The organism is Streptomyces sp. NPDC051776 (genome assembly GCF_040681345.1).
GTDB lineage: Bacteria > Actinomycetota > Actinomycetes > Streptomycetales > Streptomycetaceae > Streptomyces.
The window spans coordinates 1-17509 of the sequence record NZ_JBFAYQ010000075.1; the positions used below are offsets into that span (position 1 = coordinate 1).

General features: G+C 68.0%; 14 protein-coding genes and 6 pseudogenes. 3 read left to right on the top strand and 17 right to left on the bottom strand.

Annotated features, from left to right (window positions below):
• Window positions 1–130: 130 nt before the first annotated feature.
• The 4 genes from AB0M26_RS29740 to AB0M26_RS29755 form a co-directional block, all read right to left on the bottom strand.
• Window positions 131–652 carry a hypothetical protein gene (locus AB0M26_RS29740; RefSeq protein ID WP_365265822.1) on the bottom strand — a complete coding sequence of 174 codons (522 nt, stop codon included), beginning with the start codon at window positions 650–652 and terminating at the stop codon, window positions 131–133.
• Between the two features lie 125 nt (window positions 653–777).
• Window positions 778–1437: a hypothetical protein gene (locus tag AB0M26_RS29745; protein WP_365265824.1), complete on the bottom strand. Its 660-nt coding sequence runs from the start codon at window positions 1435–1437 to the stop codon at window positions 778–780.
• 407 nt (window positions 1438–1844) lie between these two features.
• Window positions 1845–2381, bottom strand: coding sequence for an SMI1/KNR4 family protein (locus AB0M26_RS29750; RefSeq protein WP_365265826.1), 537 nt, complete (start codon window positions 2379–2381; stop codon window positions 1845–1847).
• A 50-nt stretch (window positions 2382–2431) separates the two neighbouring features.
• Window positions 2432–3202, bottom strand: coding sequence for a DNA/RNA non-specific endonuclease (locus tag AB0M26_RS29755; RefSeq protein ID WP_365265848.1), 771 nt, complete (start codon window positions 3200–3202; stop codon window positions 2432–2434).
• Here AB0M26_RS29755 and AB0M26_RS29760 point away from each other — a divergent pair.
• Window positions 3149–3436, top strand: a complete 288-nt coding sequence (locus AB0M26_RS29760) for a hypothetical protein (protein WP_365265828.1) — start codon at window positions 3149–3151, stop codon at window positions 3434–3436. The genes AB0M26_RS29755 and AB0M26_RS29760 overlap by 54 nt on opposite strands.
• A 12-nt stretch (window positions 3437–3448) precedes the next feature.
• Here AB0M26_RS29760 and AB0M26_RS29765 read toward each other — a convergent pair.
• The 9 genes and pseudogenes from AB0M26_RS29765 to AB0M26_RS29805 form a co-directional block, all read right to left on the bottom strand.
• Window positions 3449–3910: pseudogene (locus AB0M26_RS29765) on the bottom strand (hypothetical protein); the annotation flags it as partial.
• Between the two features lie 77 nt (window positions 3911–3987).
• Window positions 3988–5037, bottom strand: a pseudogene (locus AB0M26_RS29770) (type IV secretion protein Rhs); the annotation flags it as partial.
• A pseudogene (locus tag AB0M26_RS29775) lies at window positions 5013–5156 on the bottom strand (RHS repeat domain-containing protein); the annotation flags it as partial. The pseudogenes AB0M26_RS29775 and AB0M26_RS29770, both read right to left, overlap by 25 nt.
• A 121-nt stretch (window positions 5157–5277) precedes the next feature.
• Window positions 5278–7065 (bottom strand): annotated as a pseudogene (locus tag AB0M26_RS29780) (DUF6531 domain-containing protein); the annotation flags it as partial.
• A gap of 207 nt (window positions 7066–7272) precedes the next feature.
• Window positions 7273–7500 (bottom strand): annotated as a pseudogene (locus AB0M26_RS29785) (DNA helicase); the annotation flags it as partial.
• Complete coding sequence (locus AB0M26_RS29790; protein WP_365265830.1) at window positions 7418–7900, bottom strand: Mu transposase C-terminal domain-containing protein; 483 nt, start codon at window positions 7898–7900, stop codon at window positions 7418–7420. The pseudogene AB0M26_RS29785 and the gene AB0M26_RS29790, both read right to left, overlap by 83 nt.
• Window positions 7848–8654 carry a hypothetical protein gene (locus AB0M26_RS29795; protein WP_365265832.1) on the bottom strand — a complete coding sequence of 269 codons (807 nt, stop codon included), beginning with the start codon at window positions 8652–8654 and terminating at the stop codon, window positions 7848–7850. The genes AB0M26_RS29790 and AB0M26_RS29795 overlap by 53 nt, the downstream gene beginning before the upstream one ends.
• 844 nt (window positions 8655–9498) lie before the next feature.
• Window positions 9499–10662: a hypothetical protein gene (locus AB0M26_RS29800; RefSeq protein WP_365265834.1), complete on the bottom strand. Its 1164-nt coding sequence runs from the start codon at window positions 10660–10662 to the stop codon at window positions 9499–9501.
• A gap of 29 nt (window positions 10663–10691) precedes the next feature.
• On the bottom strand, window positions 10692–10835 hold the full coding sequence (locus AB0M26_RS29805) for a hypothetical protein (protein WP_365265836.1): 144 nt from the start codon (window positions 10833–10835) through the stop codon (window positions 10692–10694).
• A 335-nt stretch (window positions 10836–11170) separates the two neighbouring features.
• Between AB0M26_RS29805 and AB0M26_RS29810 the strand changes: the two genes are divergently transcribed.
• Window positions 11171–11692: a DUF6431 domain-containing protein gene (locus AB0M26_RS29810; protein WP_365265838.1), complete on the top strand. Its 522-nt coding sequence runs from the start codon at window positions 11171–11173 to the stop codon at window positions 11690–11692.
• 197 nt (window positions 11693–11889) lie between these two features.
• Here AB0M26_RS29810 and AB0M26_RS29815 read toward each other — a convergent pair whose 3' ends face one another.
• From AB0M26_RS29815 to AB0M26_RS29830, 4 genes are read right to left on the bottom strand one after another with little or no spacing between them, the layout of a single operon-like run.
• Window positions 11890–12048, bottom strand: a complete 159-nt coding sequence (locus AB0M26_RS29815) for a hypothetical protein (protein WP_365265840.1) — start codon at window positions 12046–12048, stop codon at window positions 11890–11892.
• A gap of 39 nt (window positions 12049–12087) precedes the next feature.
• Window positions 12088–12951, bottom strand: a complete 864-nt coding sequence (locus tag AB0M26_RS29820; protein ID WP_365265842.1) for an ATP-binding protein — start codon at window positions 12949–12951, stop codon at window positions 12088–12090.
• Entirely contained in the window at window positions 12951–13715 is a 765-nt protein-coding gene (locus tag AB0M26_RS29825) for an ATP-binding protein (protein ID WP_365265844.1), read from the bottom strand. Before AB0M26_RS29825 ends, AB0M26_RS29820 begins: the two co-directional genes overlap by 1 nt.
• Window positions 13712–15370, bottom strand: a complete 1659-nt coding sequence (locus tag AB0M26_RS29830; protein ID WP_365265846.1) for a Mu transposase C-terminal domain-containing protein — start codon at window positions 15368–15370, stop codon at window positions 13712–13714. Before AB0M26_RS29830 ends, AB0M26_RS29825 begins: the two co-directional genes overlap by 4 nt.
• Before the next feature lie 493 nt (window positions 15371–15863).
• Between AB0M26_RS29830 and AB0M26_RS29835 the strand changes: the two are divergent.
• Window positions 15864–17509 (top strand): annotated as a pseudogene (locus AB0M26_RS29835) (hypothetical protein); the annotation flags it as partial.

Sequence of the window (17509 nt, forward strand, 5' to 3'; positions counted from 1 at the left end):
AGCTACCTTGCCGGCCTACACCTCCGCGCCTCGATGATCTGGATCAAGGACCTCACGCGAGCCACCCCTTGATCACGACCAAATACGCTCCCTAGGAGCCAGCACTGTTGGCTACGTGGCCCCTGCCTGCTCAGAGGACGGAGCGTAGGTCTACCACGGGGAGGTCGCCTGGTTCCTCGGCCATCAGGTGGTCGCGGTGGCGACCTTCCGTGAACATGTCGCGCAGGTACATGCCGGGGAAGTCCAGCGGTTCGTCCCGGCCGGTGAGCAGGATGCGGACGCGGTAGGCGGTGTCGCCGTCACGGAGCAGGACATCACACCACTGGGACTCGGGGGCTTCGATCCCCGTCAGGGTGATGTGTTCCTCGGCCAACGGGTGCACCCAGGTGGCCAGGTCTTCCAGGAGCCAGGCCATCTGCATCCAGGCCGGTGCATCGGCGGCGGGTTGCCAATCGTGCTCGCGCCGTCCTTCCCGTCCAGGGACGGGCGGGGGGCCATCGGCATAACAGGGTGGGTCGCCCGCGGCACCGGTGTCGATCACGGCCAGGCGGCGGCCCTGGAGGGTGAGGGCGCCGAGACGGAATCCGTCCAGGCCGAGGTCGAAGACGGACTCCGATGCGCGGGTGAGGAAAGTGCTGTCGGGTGAAGCCACGCGAGTGTCCTGCCTTTTTCGGGAGAGGGAGCCGCCCCCGGGGGCCCAGACCTGGTCAGGGCCTGAGTGCCCGGGGGCAGCATGATCCGCCGGATGGCTGTTGTCAACGTAACGGTGGTGCGCCGTCAGCGGGCGGCAGTCTCCCGCCTGAGCGGCTCATAGCTGGCCGCCAGCTTCTCGTTGACGCCGGCCTTCACCTGTGTGGCCCGCTGCGTGCGGACGTGGGGCTCGTAGGCGCCGACATATTTCTCGTTGCCCTCCGTCGCAACGGCCCTGCGGTTGGCCTTCGACAGCGACTTGGTCACCCAGTTCGGGCACCGGACGATCCCTACGCAGTACTGCGTGATCACGCCCTTGTCCTGGCCGTCACGGAGCTTCTTCTGGTTGACCGTCAGGAGCACCTTGTACTGCTTGACCAGGTGGCACACGCCGTTGCGGCACTTGTACTTCCCCGCGTAGCCGGTCTCCCGGTACGACTGGCCTCCGACGTGGTCCCGCTTCGGGGACTTCGCGATGTACTCCACGGCCGCGTACTTCGTGATGTTGTGCTTCCGTACGACCTTGGTCCACCCGAAGCCCTTGTCCGCGCCGGAGCTGTAGTAGCCCAGCCGCAGCGAGGCCTGTCCCGGACCGCGGTAGTCCAAATGCTTGAGGATCTTGTACGTCGGATCGGCCTGGAGCCGTTCCTGACCGTCGGTCGAAGCGGTCGCCGTCCCCGTCCCCCCGAGAACCCCAACCGTGGCCGTAACCGCGAGACCCAGGCCGACTAACTTTGCACGGTCCATTCGAAAATCCCCCTTCGAGAACCTGCGCATGGGAGATCCAATGCGCATGATCACCCTATGAACCGCCGTTCGAACCCTTCAAAGCATTTCTCATGCAGGCGTGTTGCCCCGGTTGCCGACGGGGAGGTGCTGTGCTCTGGACTCGATGCGCATCAGGTACGGAGGATCGGGCTAGCCCGACAGCAGTCAGGCGGTCCGGCGTCGCGACCAGACCCTCGGCAAGGTCAGCGTCGTCACCATTGGCGCCCGGCCAACTCACCGAAGACTCCCTCAACGGCGCCCCTCCGACGTGCATGGCGAAGCAGCCCCGACGCCGAGCAATACGTTTCGAACTCGCCGACGCGCGCCCACCCGAACCCGAGGACGACCTGTCAGTGCTCAAGTGAGTCAGGGTCGCGGTTCAGGGGTCACACGAACTCAGCGCTGGGGCGGAAGCTGTGGTCGGCTGCCGGGAGCTCCCAGATGATCTCTGAGGTCACCTCGCCAGTCAGTGCCGAAAGCAGGAAGCTGACGCATGTCATGTTGTGGTGTTCCCACTCGGGGCCACGCCCCTCGTTGGCCATCACAGTCCAGTCATCCGGTTCTTCGCCGGGGCGGGCGAGCCAGTAGAGGAATTCGCCGTTCTCGGTGCTCGCCCACGGGATGAGCCTGGTTCCTTCTCGCTCCAGCTCTGGGGGCTTGGCTTCTCCGTGGCTCCAGAGGAGTTCGAAGGCCTCGGTCCGCTCTTCGGCTTCGGTGAGGATGTCGTAGTGCTTGTTGGCGCATCCGGGCTCCAGGAGCCAGAGCACGCCGTCGAAGAGTCCTCCGCCGTAGGTGTCGATGAGTTCCTTGTAGTCCTGAGGCAGGGCTGTTCCGAGCTCGTTCTCGACGAGGCTCCAGCCTTTGGGCTCGGGTGTGACGGCGGGCGGTACAAGTTGCGTCAGGCGGGTGAGCGAAGGCGTCATCGGGGAAGCAGTTCTTCTCTCTCGTGTTCAGCTTGCGGGCAGGCGGCCGGTCACCTTCTGGGGACGTTCAGGATGGTCACGCTGTTGGTCGGGGCGCTCGATCCTCGTGGGGTGAACTGGAAGCCGTTGGATCCGTGGGCTTCGATGGTCACACCGCGCGGGATGACGCTGTTTCCATCGTAGAGGGGGGTCACGCTGTACTGGATGGTCTCTCCACGGTCCACGGCGGCGCGGACCTGGTTCTCCATGTCGCGCATGACGGGCGTGTTTGCGTATTGGTGCATGGTGACGAAGTTTCTGGGGTCACGGTTCGATCCGCCGAGTTGTGCGCCCAGCAGATGAGCCCGGTTGTAGCCCTGGCCGCTCTGCCAGCCGGGTGGGTCGTACTGCGGCCTTGTTCTCCCGCCCATCATGTCGGGACGGAGAGTTGCGTGGACTCCGGTGGCGCGTCCGCCCGGTCCGGGGTCGCCGTACTGGACTCTGTCGCCCCAGGTGACGTCGGCCGGTTCGCACGCGGCCAGGCCCAGGGGGTCGATCCAGGCGTAGGGGTTGAAGACGTAAGTGGAGGGATTGGGTGCAGGGCCGAGGCCGAGCGGGTCGGTGGTGAGGTAGCGGGCGGTGTCGGGGTCGTAGGTGCGGAAGTGGTTGTAGTGGAGTGCTGTTTCGGCGTCGAAGTACTGGCCCGGATAGCGCAGGGGTGTGTATGCGGTGGCGTCGGCGTTCCAGGTGGTGATCCCCCACAGGGTGGTGCGGGTGCGCCAGGCGATGTGTCCGGATTCGTCGACGAGCTCGGTCGGTGTGCCGATGAGGTCGGTGATGATCGCGAAGAAGCGTTCGTCGAATGCTTCCTGATCTGCGTCGGATCGGGTTTTGCGCTCGGTCTGGGTCAGGGGGGTGAGGCCGTCGTGGTCCCAGGTGAGGGTGAGGGCTTCGGTGCTGCCGAGAGTGTGCGTGGTCTGTTCGGTGAGGGTGGTTCCGTCCCAGGTGAAGTGAGTTTCTTCGAGGACGGTTTGCTGGTCGTCGGCGAGGCGTTGCTTGGTGGTGCGGCGTCCTAGGGGGTCGTAGATGTAGCGCCAGAGGGTGCCGTCGGGTGTGGTGACGGTGGTGAGGCGGTCCTCGGCGTCCCAGGTGTATCGCCAGGTGTCCGGCTTGCGGGACAGGCGGCGTTTTTGGCGGAGGGTGATGCGGCCCTGGGGGTCGTGCTCGTAGCGGATGTCTCCGGCTCGGGTGATGCGGGTGCCGTGGTAGTCGCGGCTGCCGCGGGCCTCTGTGCTTTGGGGGTGGCCGGGCCAATCGGCGTGGGTCTGGTTGCCGGTCGCGTCGTAGGTGCAGGTCTCCGGCCGGTTCGGGGCGTTGACGGAGGTGACGCGGCCGGTGATGTCGAGGTCGAAGGTGCGGCGTCCTGTGAGCTGGTCGTCGATTGCGGTGAGGAGGCCGTCGGCTCGGTAGGTGTACTGGCGGCGCTGGAGGGGCGGTGGGCGTGGGCCGGGGTGAGTGCTTGCTGGGTCAGGTGCCCTGTCTGGTCCCAGGTTTGGGTGAGGGAGAGGGCGTTGCCGATGTGGCGGGTGGTCTCACGTCCCAGGGGGTCGCGCTGGTGGGTGATGGTGCGGCCGGAGATGGTGAGGCCGGTGCGTTTTCCGGCGGTGTCGTAGGTATAGGTCGTGGTGACGCCTGCGGGTGTGGTGCGGTGGGTGCGCTGGCCGATGGCGTTGCAGGACGTGGTCAGGGTTCGTCCGTTGACCGTTTCGGCGGTGACGCGGCCGAGCGAGTCGTAGGTGTAGGCGAGGGTGGCGCCGGGTCCACGGGCGCGTAGCAGGCGGCCGGCGGGGTCGTAGGTGTAGGTGGTGGGGCGGCCGTCGACGGTCTTTTCGGTGAGGTTGCCGACGGGGCTGTGGACGTAGCGGGTGCTCTGTCCGGCGGCGTTGGTCCGGGTCAGGATCTGGCCGGCTGCGTCGTAGGTGTAAGTGACGGTGGCGTCGTCGAAATCGGTTTCGGCGAGCAGTCGTCCGAGGGGGTCGTGGGTGTAGTCCCAGGTGCGGCCGTGAGGGTCGGCGACCTGGATGAGCCTGAGCGCGGTGTCGTGGCTGAACTCATGCCGGGTGCCGTCAGGCCCGGTTCGGGCGCTGAGCAGGTCGAAGTGGGTGTACTCGAAGTGGGTGGTGTGGCCTAGTGGGTCGGTGTGGGTGGTGCAGTTTCCTTCACCGTCGTAGGTCCACGATTCTCCGGTTCCGCCCGGGTCGAGGCGTGCGGCGAGGCGTCCTTCGACGGTCCAGTGCAGGCGGCTGGTCTCGCCCAGGGGATTGGTGACGGCTGTGAGGCGCCCGAACGCGTCGTAGCGGTAGCGGGTTGCGGCGCCCAGCGGGTCGGTGACGGTGACCGGGAGTCCCGCGGTGTTGCACCGGATGCGGGTGGTGTTGCCCAGACTGTCGGTGACGGACGTGATGTGGCCGTACTCGTCGTGGGTGTAGTGGGTGGTATCTCCGGCGGGATTGGTGACCGTGGTCGGATTGCCGTGATCGTCATAGGTGTGACGCCAGGTCGCGCCGTCCGCTCGATGGCCTCCTCGACCAGGCCCAGAGAGTTGTGCCGGGTGTGGGACTGGCTGCCGTCGGCGCGGAGGACGCGGGTGAGTCGGCCGGCTTCGTCGTAGTCGAATTCTGTGGTGCGGTCCAGGGGGTCGGTGATGGCCAGGATTCGGTCGTGGCGGTCCCACCGAGTGTGGGTGGTGTGACCCAGGGGGTCGACTTCTGCAACGACTTGGAGGGCGTCGTTGATGAGGGCGGGTGGTGTGGCCGAGGGAGTCGGTGGCCGTGGTTATCCGGTGGCCTGTTGCGGGGTCGACGGTGTCGTAGTCGAAGGTGAAAGCCAGATGTCCTTCGGATCCGCCCTCGGATATGCAGCGGTCTTGATCGTCGTAGGTGTAGTCGTACCGGCGGCCGTTGGTGTCGGTCCACGAGGTGATTCTGAGCCGGTCGTCGTAGGCCAGGACCAGCGGAGTGCCGGATGAGTTGGTGATGTGTGTGAGATCGCCGTCGGTGTAGCCGTAGCGGATCAGCTCTACATCCGTGCCGTTGTCAGCTGCTCCGGTGAGGTGGAGCGCGGTGATGCGCCATTCCTCTGTGGTGATCTTGATGTGATAGCCGCCGCTGTGGACGATCCCGGTCGGAGCGCCGAGGTCGTCGTAGAGGAAGGTGATGGTGCGCCCATTGCGGTCCTTGATGTGGTGGAGCGCAGCTTCGCCCTGCTCGGGGCGAAGGAAGTGCAGAACGTGGCCTGTTGAGGGGTCGGTGATGGTGTAGCCGCCCGCCTCCGTGCGTTCCAGCGGCCAACGCGGCCCGTCGTCAGGCAGAACGGGAGCACCGGGTCCGACCGGGTGCGGATAGGTGAGCAGCAGGCCGGCCTCGGTGACGAAGACGACGCCTCTCTCGTCGATCTCCAGGCGCTGGTCGCAGGTGTTGGACCATGACGGTCCCATCCAGCGGCCGGCCCGGTAGCCGGATTCGACTCGGCGGGTGAAGGCGAGGGGGAGGCTGCCGGGTAGGACAAGGTCGGTCTGGGAGAGATACATCTTGCCGGTGGCCATGTCCACGGGGTCGGAGCAGCCGGATTCCACTGCCTCGTCCGCGCGTGAGTGGGCACGGGAGCCGGCGTCGTCGGCTTGACGTCGTGCTCCCTTGGCCAGCCCCTTCAGGCCCTGACGCATGGCACGCAAGCCGCCCTTGCCGAGGGCTTTCATGCCCTTGGCGAGGCCGCCGAGGGTGGTCAGGCCCTTCATGCCGGGGATGCAGTCCAGGGCGGCGAAGGCAACGTCCCAGAGGCTGGCCTGGCCTTTCATGTATTTGTTGATCGTGTCGGCGAGGACGACAAGGGCGGCGACGATGACGATGGCGGCCAGGATGGGGCCGCCGATGATCATCGCGATGATGCCGACGATCGCGACGACAACTTTGCAGACGGCGACGATGGTGTCCCAGTTGTCCGAGACCCAGTCGACCGCGTCCTCCCACCAACTCCGGTTCTCGATACCCGCGTCGGAAGCCTCTTCCAGCTTCTTCTTCGCCTTCGTCGCCGCGTCCTCACGCAGCTTCTTGGCATCCGCGGCCATCTTCTTCGCCGCATCCAGCGCGTTCTGCGCGTTGTCGACGGCCGTCTGCGCGTCGCGCTGCTCATCCTTCGCGTTCGTGGCGTTACGGGTCGCGGCGCGGACATCCTTCTCATCCGGAGGCGGAACGTCCTTCTTCTTGCCCGAGTCCTCGTACTCCTTGGCCTTCTTCGACGCCCGGTCCACCCACCCGTTCGCCGTCTCCAGCCGCGTATTGGCCGAGGAAAGATTCCGGCGCGCCTCACGGCCCTTCTCCAACGCGCGGCGAGAGTCGTCCTGCGCCTTGTCCAAGTCCGGCCAGTACGCAGCCAGCGCGTCGCCGGCCAAGTCGTAGGACTTCTTCAGCTTCCGCAGATTCTTCGGAACATCCTCGAACTCCGCGGTGAACGCATCAGCGGACTTCCCCGCCCACTTCAGCAGCGCATCATCCCCAGCCATGCCCTTGATCTGCCGCAACGCATCCCCGACATCATCAGCGAAATCATGAAGACGCCGCGCCAGAGACTTCACCCGCTCCGGATCACCCGGAACCGGATCCCCCTCCAGATCCAGGACATGCCAATCCGTCGGCCGATTCCCCACCCCGAACAACCCCCGCCAACCAGACCGTCAACACTCAGCGCATGCATGATCACACAAGCGTCGAACAATCTAACGCCTCGCCAACCACCAGGCGCCAGAGTCCTCTTGGCCAGTTCGAGCAGGCCAACATCCCGAAGTGGTCGCCGGGCGCCGCCTCCGATCAGGTCGTCGCTACTCCTGTGTACTTGGCCGTGGTTCGGTTTCCCCTCACCTAGGGTGAGGACTCGCATTGGGGTGGTCGTGGATCCAGGAGAGGCCGCCGAGGTCGAGTCGGTGGCGGGCGCGGGTGACGGCGACGTAGGCGAGGCGGGCTTCGGCGTCGTCGATCGGTCCCGGCACCGGCTGACCGGTCTCATCGAGTTGGTCGCTGTCCTTGGGCGGGAGGAAGTCGTCCCCGATCCTCACCGCTGACCATTCCCGGCCTTTGGCTTTGTGGGTACAGGTCGATCTCATGGCTGTGGTGCGGCATCCACCGCACCCGCACCTCAACCCCGATCCGGCCGGCACCGTTCTCCGGCATGTAGCAGCGGCCCGCGAACTCCACCCCGTGACTGGTGATCTTCCGGGGCCGGTGATCGCTCTCCAGCATGAACGCACGCAGCTCGGCCGGGGTGGGCTCGGGCCGGATCTCGGTGGGGTCGGCCAGCCACGCTTCAAGCGGCGTCACCCCGGTGCGCTTCACAACGTGCTTGGTGTTGTGCTCGTGCACCCACTCGCGCAGCAGGCCGACGAACGCCTCGAAGGTCAACGGCGGGTCCGTCTCGCCGAGGCGTCGGCGGTGATCAAGCAGGGGCGCCTTGGTGTAGCGGGGCAGGTCGGCGAAGAAACGGGTCATGCTGGTGCGGTTCAGCCGCTCGATACCGCCTTTGTGACGGGCGCTGCGTACCCGGTGCACAGGAACACCGAGCAGCCCGAAGGCCCGCAGCACCGTCTTGGACAGGAAGTCGGCGCCGCCGTCGACCCGTACAAGCTCCGGCAGCCCCCCCGGCCGGCCCGTAAGGATCCTCTCTCAGCACCGAAGCCCGCACGGCCGCCAGCACTGAGCCGCGGTGCGCGGAACCGGCGGTGACCGCCCAACCCATCACGTTGCTGGTACCGCGGTCCTCGAACCAGGTCACCCACGCCTTCGACAGCTTCTTGTCGGGCATCATCACGACGGTCGGGGCCTGCTTGTGATCGCCCTCCCACACCTGGTTCCGGGCCACCGCCGGCCGCCGGAACGCGGGATCGAAACCACGGGCGGCCGGAATGCCCTCCCGCAGACCCGCCATGAAACCGGGATCGAGGTCGCGAGCGATGGCATCGTGCAGCGTGGTCAGCCCCACCGGCTTCTCCCCCGCCTTCTTCGCGACGCGCACCAGATGCTCATGGGCGCGTTTGACGTTGCCCTGGTGGTCGGCAAGGACTTCGACGATCTCGTCGGTGATCCGAAAACGCCTGCGCTCCGGCTTCTCCGGGTTTCCGGTCTCCTCCGCCTGCGCCAGCCAGCGCCACACCTGCCGCACGCTCACACCCACCGACTCGGCGACCAGCCGCACGTGAGCCGTCTTCAACTCCCCCGCCTCACGCAGCCCGAGCAGCTGCCGCACCGCGGGAGGCCGCAACTCGTCCCGGTGCCGGCCCAACCCCGCCTCCGCAGGCTCCGGGGCGCCGTCCAGCCTTGTCACCGGTGCTGGCACCCGCGAAGCGGGCGAGTGGACAACGGCACGGCGATCACGTACAGCCTCCAACAACGAACGACGATTGCGCACAGGTCAGTTCAGGCAGACGCATGCGTGTGTGACGGATGCGTCTGATGCGAGGCTACGGACCGCGCGTTCGCCTCCAACCCAGCCACTCACCCGGACGGTTGACAGCAGACCGTTTCCCGCAAGTTGGACAGACGCACGTGCTAGTGACCCTCGGGACTGCCGCGGGAATCTCGACCAGCCAGGCTCCGGTGCCGACGCCGGCGTCGCGCGCCAAGAACCGCCGGACACACTCCGCACGCCCAGACGACTCCGTGAAGACCAGGAAGGCCAAGGAGATACGGCGAATATGACACTGACCGATACGGCTTCACGTCACTGCAATGCCCGGGGAACTGTCACCATGATCGACCGATCCAACTGCCCTTGGGCAGCGCCAATACACCTACCCGTCAGTGACGTACAAAGCCGAACACCCCAGTGACATCACAGCCGAACCTCACACGGAGTGTTCCTGTCGAACACCAAGACCAGGCGGGCGAAGCTGAGCGCGGAACAGCTTCAGCGGCTGGCCGGCCTCGGTCTGCAATGGGCCCAGGCGCCGAACACGGTATAGCTGGTATAGCCGGGCGGGGACCGGCAGGCACAGCGGCGGGCGCCCGGTCGGGTAGCCGGGGGGTGTCCGGCATCCTGGCAGGAGCGGCCGCGCCGGCGCTCTTGCCCGGTCTCTGTGTGGGCGCCCGCATCACTGTCTTTCTGGGTTCAGCCACCGCTCATACGCGGCGTATTCGTAGGCGTCCGGGACAAGGCCGTCGAACCACCGCACCCGAGGAGGAGATGCAGCGCGACGCTTCGACCTCCGGCGCGGGCGGGGCTTGGCCGGCTGGGGCGGGCGCATCCGGCAGTGCTCCGCGAACTCGGTCAAGGACAGCCGGGTGCGTGGCAGACCGGCCAGCAGGCGCGCCTCGCCGGCGCCGGGCGGGGACAGGAGCAGCACGTTGGCCGCGGCCTTAAGGAAGGGCCTGGCCCAGGGCGGGACGGGGTAGGTGGTGCAGCCGTATCCGATGGGGGTCGGGCGGGCGCCCTGGGGGTCGTGGAGGGCCAGGGTGGCGGCGTCGGCGCTGAGGTGGCCGACGTGGACGGAGGCGAGCTGATCGGCGGGGGCGGCGGTGAAGACGGCGGTGGCCAGGGCCGCGGTGAGCTGGGGGTGGGCGGTGCGGGTGGCCAGGCGATGGGTGATCTGAGCCAGCGCGTAGGCGGATGGCTCGGGGAGGGCGAGGCGGTGTCGTCCGGTGCGGTGGCCGGTGTGGCGGGGGGTACAGCGGCAGGAGGGGAAATCGGCCTGCGGGAAGTAGTCCAGGTAGGCCAGGGAGGGCAGCGTGATCCAGCGGCCTTCGTCGATACGGACGTTCGGGGGCGGGGTAGGGGGCGCCGGGGTGAGCACCTCGGCGGCGCGGGGGTCGTGGACGGGGATGCAGGTGTGCTCCACCTCGCGCAGAGCGGCCCGCATCACGGCTGGCATGGCTGACTGGTGGCAGACGGCCACCAGGTGCAGGCCGGTGCGGCGGCGCAGGGTGAGCAGGTCCTGCCAACCCTCGGCATCCAGTAGGTGGGCGCGCAGCAGGAGCAGGCGGGTGACCGGCAGGGTGAGGATCCATGCGCCGGCGATATTCCAGGCGGGCGGGCCCGCACCCGCCCAGCTCCCAGGAAGCACAGGGGGTTTGCCGAGGGCCGCGAGGATGTCGAAAGCGAGCGTCGCGCTGCGTGCCCCGGGGGTGGGGTGGACGGTGATGCGGCCGCTGCGCAGATGGTGGGCGGCCGGCGCGGCACGCATGATGGCGGCGTCATCGTCGGGATCGAGGAGCACCGTGAAGGGCGGGGCGGGCGGAAAGCGGATTTCTCTGGTCACGCAGGCCTCCGGGCGCGGACGAGCGGCGGTTACAGGTCCAGGGCGAAGAGCAGGTCCGGGTGGAGTACGCGGGCATGTGCCTTGCAGGCGGCGGCCCACCGGGCGGGCGCGGCGGTAATCATCGGCGCGCCCGTGACCTGGTAGTCGGCGCGGCCCAGCGTGTTGGACGACACTCAAGATGCCGATATCGCGGGCACGGACGGGGCGTTGAGTGTGCCGATGGGATCGGCGTGCGGATCGGTTCGTAGGCGGCGGCACCTTGCCGATGAACCAGGCCACGAGCCCGGAGCCCGTGGTACGGCCAGGGAGCAGCGGGGCAACTCGTCGGCGCGGTGCCGGTGATCCGGGGGCCGCTTGGTGCTCTTGCGCCGCTGGGGTGTTGAGCGCCAGGGTGCAACACGGGGTGCCCCTTTCCTTGCTCGGCTGCCGGGCCGGAGCCTGACGGGATGGACGATGATCGAGGTTGCGGACGGGGCGGCGGCCCGGGAGGCACTGAGCCGCCGGATGCATGTGGTGCCCGGACTGCGGTGCTGCGCTCAAGCCCTGGGGCCAGGCCCGGCCCCGGACGGTTCGTGACCTCGGTGGCGGCCTGGTCGCGGTCCGGCCGGACCGGGCCCGGTGTACCGGCTGCCGCCGCACGCATGTGGTGCTGGACGCCGGCCTGCTGCCCCGCCGCGCGTACACGGTGTGCTTCCTGGGCCAGGCCCTGGTGGGCGCGGTGCGTGGGCACGGACACCGGAAGATCGCCGCCGAACTCGGCGCCCCGGAGGGCACCGTGCGCGGCTGGCTGCGCCGGGCGCGATCCACCGCCGAGCAGCTGCGGTGGATTGGTGTCCAGGCCGTCGTCGCCCTCGATCCGGACGCGTTGCCCGCCACGGACCGCGGGGACCCGCTCGCGCACGCCGTCGAGGCGCTGGTGGCCGCCGCCGTGGCCGCTCACCGCCGCTTCGGCCACGGGCCGCGCGAGATGTGGCCGCGGATCGCGCTGCTGACCCGTGGCCGCCTGCTCGCGCCCTCCCCGACCGGCTGAACCGTCGCCGCCGGTCCCGGCTGCCGCCTGCCCGCACACCGACGCCGGCGCGGCCGGACAGAGCGCCGCCGCTACGACGGGGGCTGCCCTACGCATCCGTGCGACACCGTGCCGACGAGAGCGACACCTCGCCGACGATGCCGCCCGTTTCGCCTGAATCCTCGTCGGCACCGTGAACGCCTGCTTCGTCGGCATTTTCAGCGCCGGGCAACACCCAGCGCGGGCAGCATGTCCCTGGCCTGGTGCAGGGGACGGGTGCTGGGGGTGATGTCCACCGTGATGCGGTCGGCCGCCGGAGCGGAGCAGGCCAGCGTGGCGCGCAGCACGGGCGCGCCGTCTACGTCGCAGACCAGCATCACCGGCACGTCCGCGCGGGCGGCCGGGGGCGGGGGCGGTCACCGGGCATCGGTATGCGGGAGGAGGCGGGCATCCAGCAGGTCCTCCAACACGGCGCGTCCCGAGAAGCTATGGTCCGCCCGGGGGCGGCGCAGCAGGCGCAGGGCGTGGTGGGTGGCCTGGGCCCAGCGGCGGAAGTTGCCGTGACACAAGCGCGTGTCGAGGTGCTCAAGAGCGCTGTCGTCGCTGTGCTGCCACAGCGGGTGGAAGCGCGGGATCGCCCAGCGCACCTCGTCCGGGGTGAGCGCGGGGACCTTCAGCCACACGGCGGTGCGGGAGGCCAGCATCTTCTGACGGCGCAGCACCGCCAGGCCGTGCTCGCCGGCGGCCAGGACGATTGCCACCGTGGTGTCCGGGTCGTCGACGAGGTAGCGCAGGTACTCGAAGCACGCGGCATCCAGCCGCTGGGCCTCGTCCACCACGAGCAGATGGTCGCGGGCGGCCAGCGTCTTGCGCAGGGCCGTATCGAAGACTCCCGGATTCTCGGAGTGTGCGTCGGTCAGGTTCAGGGCGTCGGCGAGGTGGGAGCGCAGGGCGGCCGGGGTGGGGGCGGGAGGCGGCACAAGACGGCCAAGGCGAGCTTGGCGGGCGGGAACCACCCCGGTGGCGAGCACGGTGTCGAGAGCGAAGGTCTTGCCGACACCGGCGTCCCCGTACACGCACATGAACGCCTGCTCGGCCACCGCCTTCTTAAGACCGTCCTTGACCAGCTCAAGGACGGTCAGCTCGACCGTGACTGCGTGTGGGAGCGACAGATAGTGCCGCGGTACGGCAGATGGCGCGCGCCTTGGGGCCGGTGCTGGTGTGGTGGCCGGTGCTCTTGCCGATCGGGCGCGCGAAGGTGCCGGGGTGGCGCGGCTCATCAGCTCTCTCCCAGGCGGCTGAAGGCCCACCGCAGCACCTCGGTGTCCACCTGCTCGCGCTTCAGTCGCCTCAATCCGATCCTGACCTGCGCGGTCAGCCAGGCCCAGTTACGGAAGTTGCCGCGCGCGGCATGCTCATCGGCGAAGGCGATGTCGTCTGGTTTCGCGTTCTCCCACACCGGATGGAACAGCGGGATCACCTCCAGTACTTCCTGGCGGCTCAGCGGCTTGAAGCGCTGCCAGATGAAGATCCGGGAGGCGAGCATCGGCTCCTTACGGAGCACGGTATAGCAGCCCTGGCCGCCGACGAACACCAGGGCAAGCTGAGTGCCGTAGTCGTCCCACAGGTAGCGGAAGTATTCGAACACCTCGGAGTTAAGCCACTGTGCCTCGTCCACGACCAGCGTGCGCGGCCTTGTTGCCAGGGCGTCCTTGAGGAGCCGGTCGAACTCCGACGGGGCGCCCGGCGCATCGCCCTTCAGGCCGAGCGCGGCGAAGATCTCGTGCCTCACCGCACGGGCCGTGGGCCGCGCACGGAAGGTGATCCGCCGTACCTCCTCGCCGGGTTCCAGCTCGCGCAGGCACGTGTTGACCGCCAGCGTCTTGCCGAACCCGGCATCCCCGTACACGCACATCATGGCCCGCGCCTCGATGGTGTCGGCGAGGTTCTCCCGGGCGGTCAGCAGCGCGCGGGTAGTAACAATGTGCGCGTCCGGCAGCGACAGGTACTGATCCCCCACATCCGGAGGCAGGGTGCCGGTCATCCGTCCTCCCCTTCATCGGGCGCATTGAGGCTGTCGCCCTGTTTGGTACGCAGCGCGGCCGGGGTCCGCCAGTGCGATGGCGGCAGGGCAGGTGCGATCAGATCGGGCAGCGCCCACTCGGCCGCATCGCCCAGCCGCGCCTCGCTCAGCTCCCGGTCAGCCTCGGCCGCACTCAACGTGCCCAGCCGCTTCGGCTGCCTCGCCTCGGTGACCGCCGCGTACCGGGTGCGGGTGTGCCTGGAAGCGGCAGACAGAGCGCGGGCAAGGCGCCCTTTCTCGGCGTCCTTGCGGCGACGGTGGGCTTTGCGCTGTTCAACGGTGGCCTCATCCGCGAGATGTGCCGGGCCCAGGTGCTTACCGGAGGCGGCGTCGAACACCTCGATCTCGTGGTCGTGGTGCGGGATGAAGCGGATGTGGACCTTCGTGCCCACCTCCGCCCCACCATGCATCCACTCCCCCACGTAGTAGCGGTTCTTCCAGCGCACCCCGCTGGCGGTGAGCGTGCGTACGCGGCCATCGTCGGCGAGCGTGAACCGGCGCAGCAAGTCGCGGTCCACGTCCTCGATGGGGGTGGGATCGGCCCGCCACGCCTCAAGCGGCGTACGCCCGGAAAGGGCCTGGGAGGTGTGCTCGGTGTTCCACCACGTGGTCCACTGAAGCAGCAGGCGGACGAACTCGGTGAACGGCAGCGGGACCGTCTCCTGAATGAAGGGACTTCGGGCGCCCGGGCGCAGCCGGAGGGACGGGGCGTGGGTGTAGCGGGGCAGCGCAGCGAAGAACATCTTCTCGGCGCACTTGTTCAGATTTTCCACTGTCCCCTTCAGCTCCGGCCGGTACGGCGGGAGATCCTGCACCGGCACCGCGAAGTGGCCCAGGGCCTCGGCGACGGTGTGCGAGAGGAAATCGGCGCCGCGGTCGATCCGCACCAGGGACGGCAGGCCACCGATCGGCCCGTAGGGTCCGTCCGGCTCGTCCCGCGACAACGCGATCCGCAAACCCGCCAAGATCGCGTCCCGAGAGGGCTGATGTGGTGTGACGGCCGCTCCGGCGACCGCGTTCGTGGCGCAGTCGATGAACCACGTCACCCACGGGAACACCAACTCACCCTCCAGGTCGACCTCGACCGGGACGTGCTTGTGATCCGCCTCCCAGCAGGCATTACGCCATTGGCGGGGGCGCCGCAGATGCACATCGTGGCGCCGCCTGGCCCGCTCCCCGCCTTTCAACGCCGCGCGCTGCCCCGGATTCAGATCCAGACGGATCGCCCGGTGCAGCGTCGCCAACGACGGCACCTCGGGCGCATCCTCTCCCTTGGCGCGAGCCACGGCCGCCTCAGCCACCAACTCCCGGTGCAGCGCGGCCGCGTTCCCGCACCACGCCACCAGCCGCGCGTGCAGCACCTCATCAATACGGAACCGAGGCCGCTCGGTCGGTTCCAGGCGCCCCTGACGGCCGTCCTCCACCCACCGCCACACCGTCCGCAGCGACACCCCCGCCGAGGCGGCCACCAGCCGCACATGCGCGGTGGTCAACTCCCCGCGCCCGTCCAGGGCCAGCAGGCGTGACATGGCCTGCCGACGCCCCAGTCTCCGCTCCCCCACCACGAAAGCCGCCTCGGCCGCACCCGCGGTGTCGAACCACTTCGCCCCGGCCATGCCGCACCCCTCCCCTGGCACCGACGCCCGTACCCCTTCTCACCAAAGGCACGGTCCCCCCGCCAACACCAGGACACAAAAAGTCAGTTCACACGATTCCGGGATATACCTGCAATTCCGCCATGCATGGGATACCCGAGCGCTACACTCCCCCACCGCTCAGGAATCTGAACCACAGCGGCAGCCACTCGTCACCACGATGACACCGCAACCACGTCACCCCGACGACACCAGCAGACACATCACCCCAGCTCAAAAAGAGCACAACGGGACCGGTGACACCCCACACAGACCAGTGACACTCCCACTCAGATTCGCAAAATAGAAGCCGAGCGCAGCTAACGGGCCCGGCAACCACACTCAGGCGCAGAGCTGCACAGGCTGAGGCCGTTGGGGTGAGGAACACCACGCGCCCATAACGAAAGGAACACCGTGAAAGTTCAGAAAGGAGACGGCATTGGGTCATCACATGTAGGCGCAAGGGAGGCACCGGGTGCGGGCACACAAGATCGCGACAGCCACCATGCTGGTCCTGGCAGTCAGCGGATGGGGCGTAGCGGCAGGGTCCGGGACAGCCTTCGCTGACACCAGCCCTGCCCATGGGAGGAAGGCGAAGAGGGCCGACGAGGGCCACCGCCCCGCCCACGGGGGGAAGGCGAAGGCGCGGGCGGAGGGAGGATCCACCACCGGGGAGGGAGCGGACCTCTTCCAGCAGAACATTGCGCAGGAAGGCCGGCAGAACAACAACTGCAGCAACTCCAACGACGGGGATGTGACACTGACCGGAGGCGCCCGGGCCAGGGGCCGGTGTGTCACCGCCGACGGCTCCTTGAATGCGTTCTCCCGCATCCGCAACGGTCCCGCCATCGCCCAAAGCGGCTCGGGGGGCACCAACCTGTTCGACCAGAACACCGCCCAGCGCGGCAGACAGAACAACAACTGCAACAACCCCAACAACTCGGTGATCGACCTGGACGGCGACCAGCTGCAGGGCCTTTGCGCGGATCAGGACCTCTCCTTCAACAAGTACACGTTCGTCAAGAACGGCGGCGCCCGAGCCCAAAGCGGAGACTCCGGGACAGAGAACGACACGGAGGTGCAGAACGCCGCCCAAGTAGGCCGGCAGAACAATAACTGCAACAACCTCAGCGACTCGGACATCAATTCCGCCACGGAGGAGGAGGTCGGTGGGGGCGGTCGGGTAGCAGCGCGCTGCGCGAACAAGGACCACTCCTTCAACCACACGACCCTCACCACCGGCCGGGGTGCCCGAGCCCAGGGCGGCTTCGGTACGGATCTTGACGTGAACCAGCAGAACACCGCCCAGGAGGGACGGCAGAACAACAACTGCAACAACCCCAACAACGACTCAGACATCTTCTTGGACGGTAGCCGGGTCAAGGGCCTCTGTGGGAACAAGGACCACTCGCTCAACCACAAGACCCTCACCAAGGGCGGCGGCGCCCGAGCCAGGGGCGGGAACGGCACAGTCAGCGATATTGACCAGCAGAGCACCGCCCAGGAGGGACGGCAGAACAACAACTGCAACAACCCCAACGACGACTCGGAGATCAACCCCGATTTGGAGGCTGGAGGCAGCCGGGTAGAGGGCCTCTGTGGGAACAAGGACCACTCGCTCAACCACAAGACCCTCACCAAGGGCCGCGGTGCACGAGCAGACGGCGGTAGCGCGACACTCGAGGCGGACCAGCAGAACACCGCCCAGGAAGGCCGCCAGAACAACAACTGCAACAACGCCACCGAGGACTCGGACATCAACTCCGATGTGGAGACTGGGGGCGGCCGGGTCAAGGGCCTCTGCGGGAACAAGGATCACTCCCTGAACCACAAGACCTTCACCAAGAGTGGCGGCGCCCGAGCAGACGGCGGTAGCGCAGCAGGCGAGGAAGTCGGTGTGAGCACGCAGAGCACCGCTCAGGAAGGCCGGCAGAACAACAACTGCAACAACCGCAACGACGACTCGGACCTTGACGTGGAGGGGGGCGGCCGGGTCACCGGCCGGTGCGGGAACAAGGACCACTCGCTCAACCACAAGACCCTCACCAAGGGCCGCGGCGCACGAGCAGAGGGCGGTAGCGCGACACTCGGTGTGGACCAGACGAACACCGCCCAGGAAGG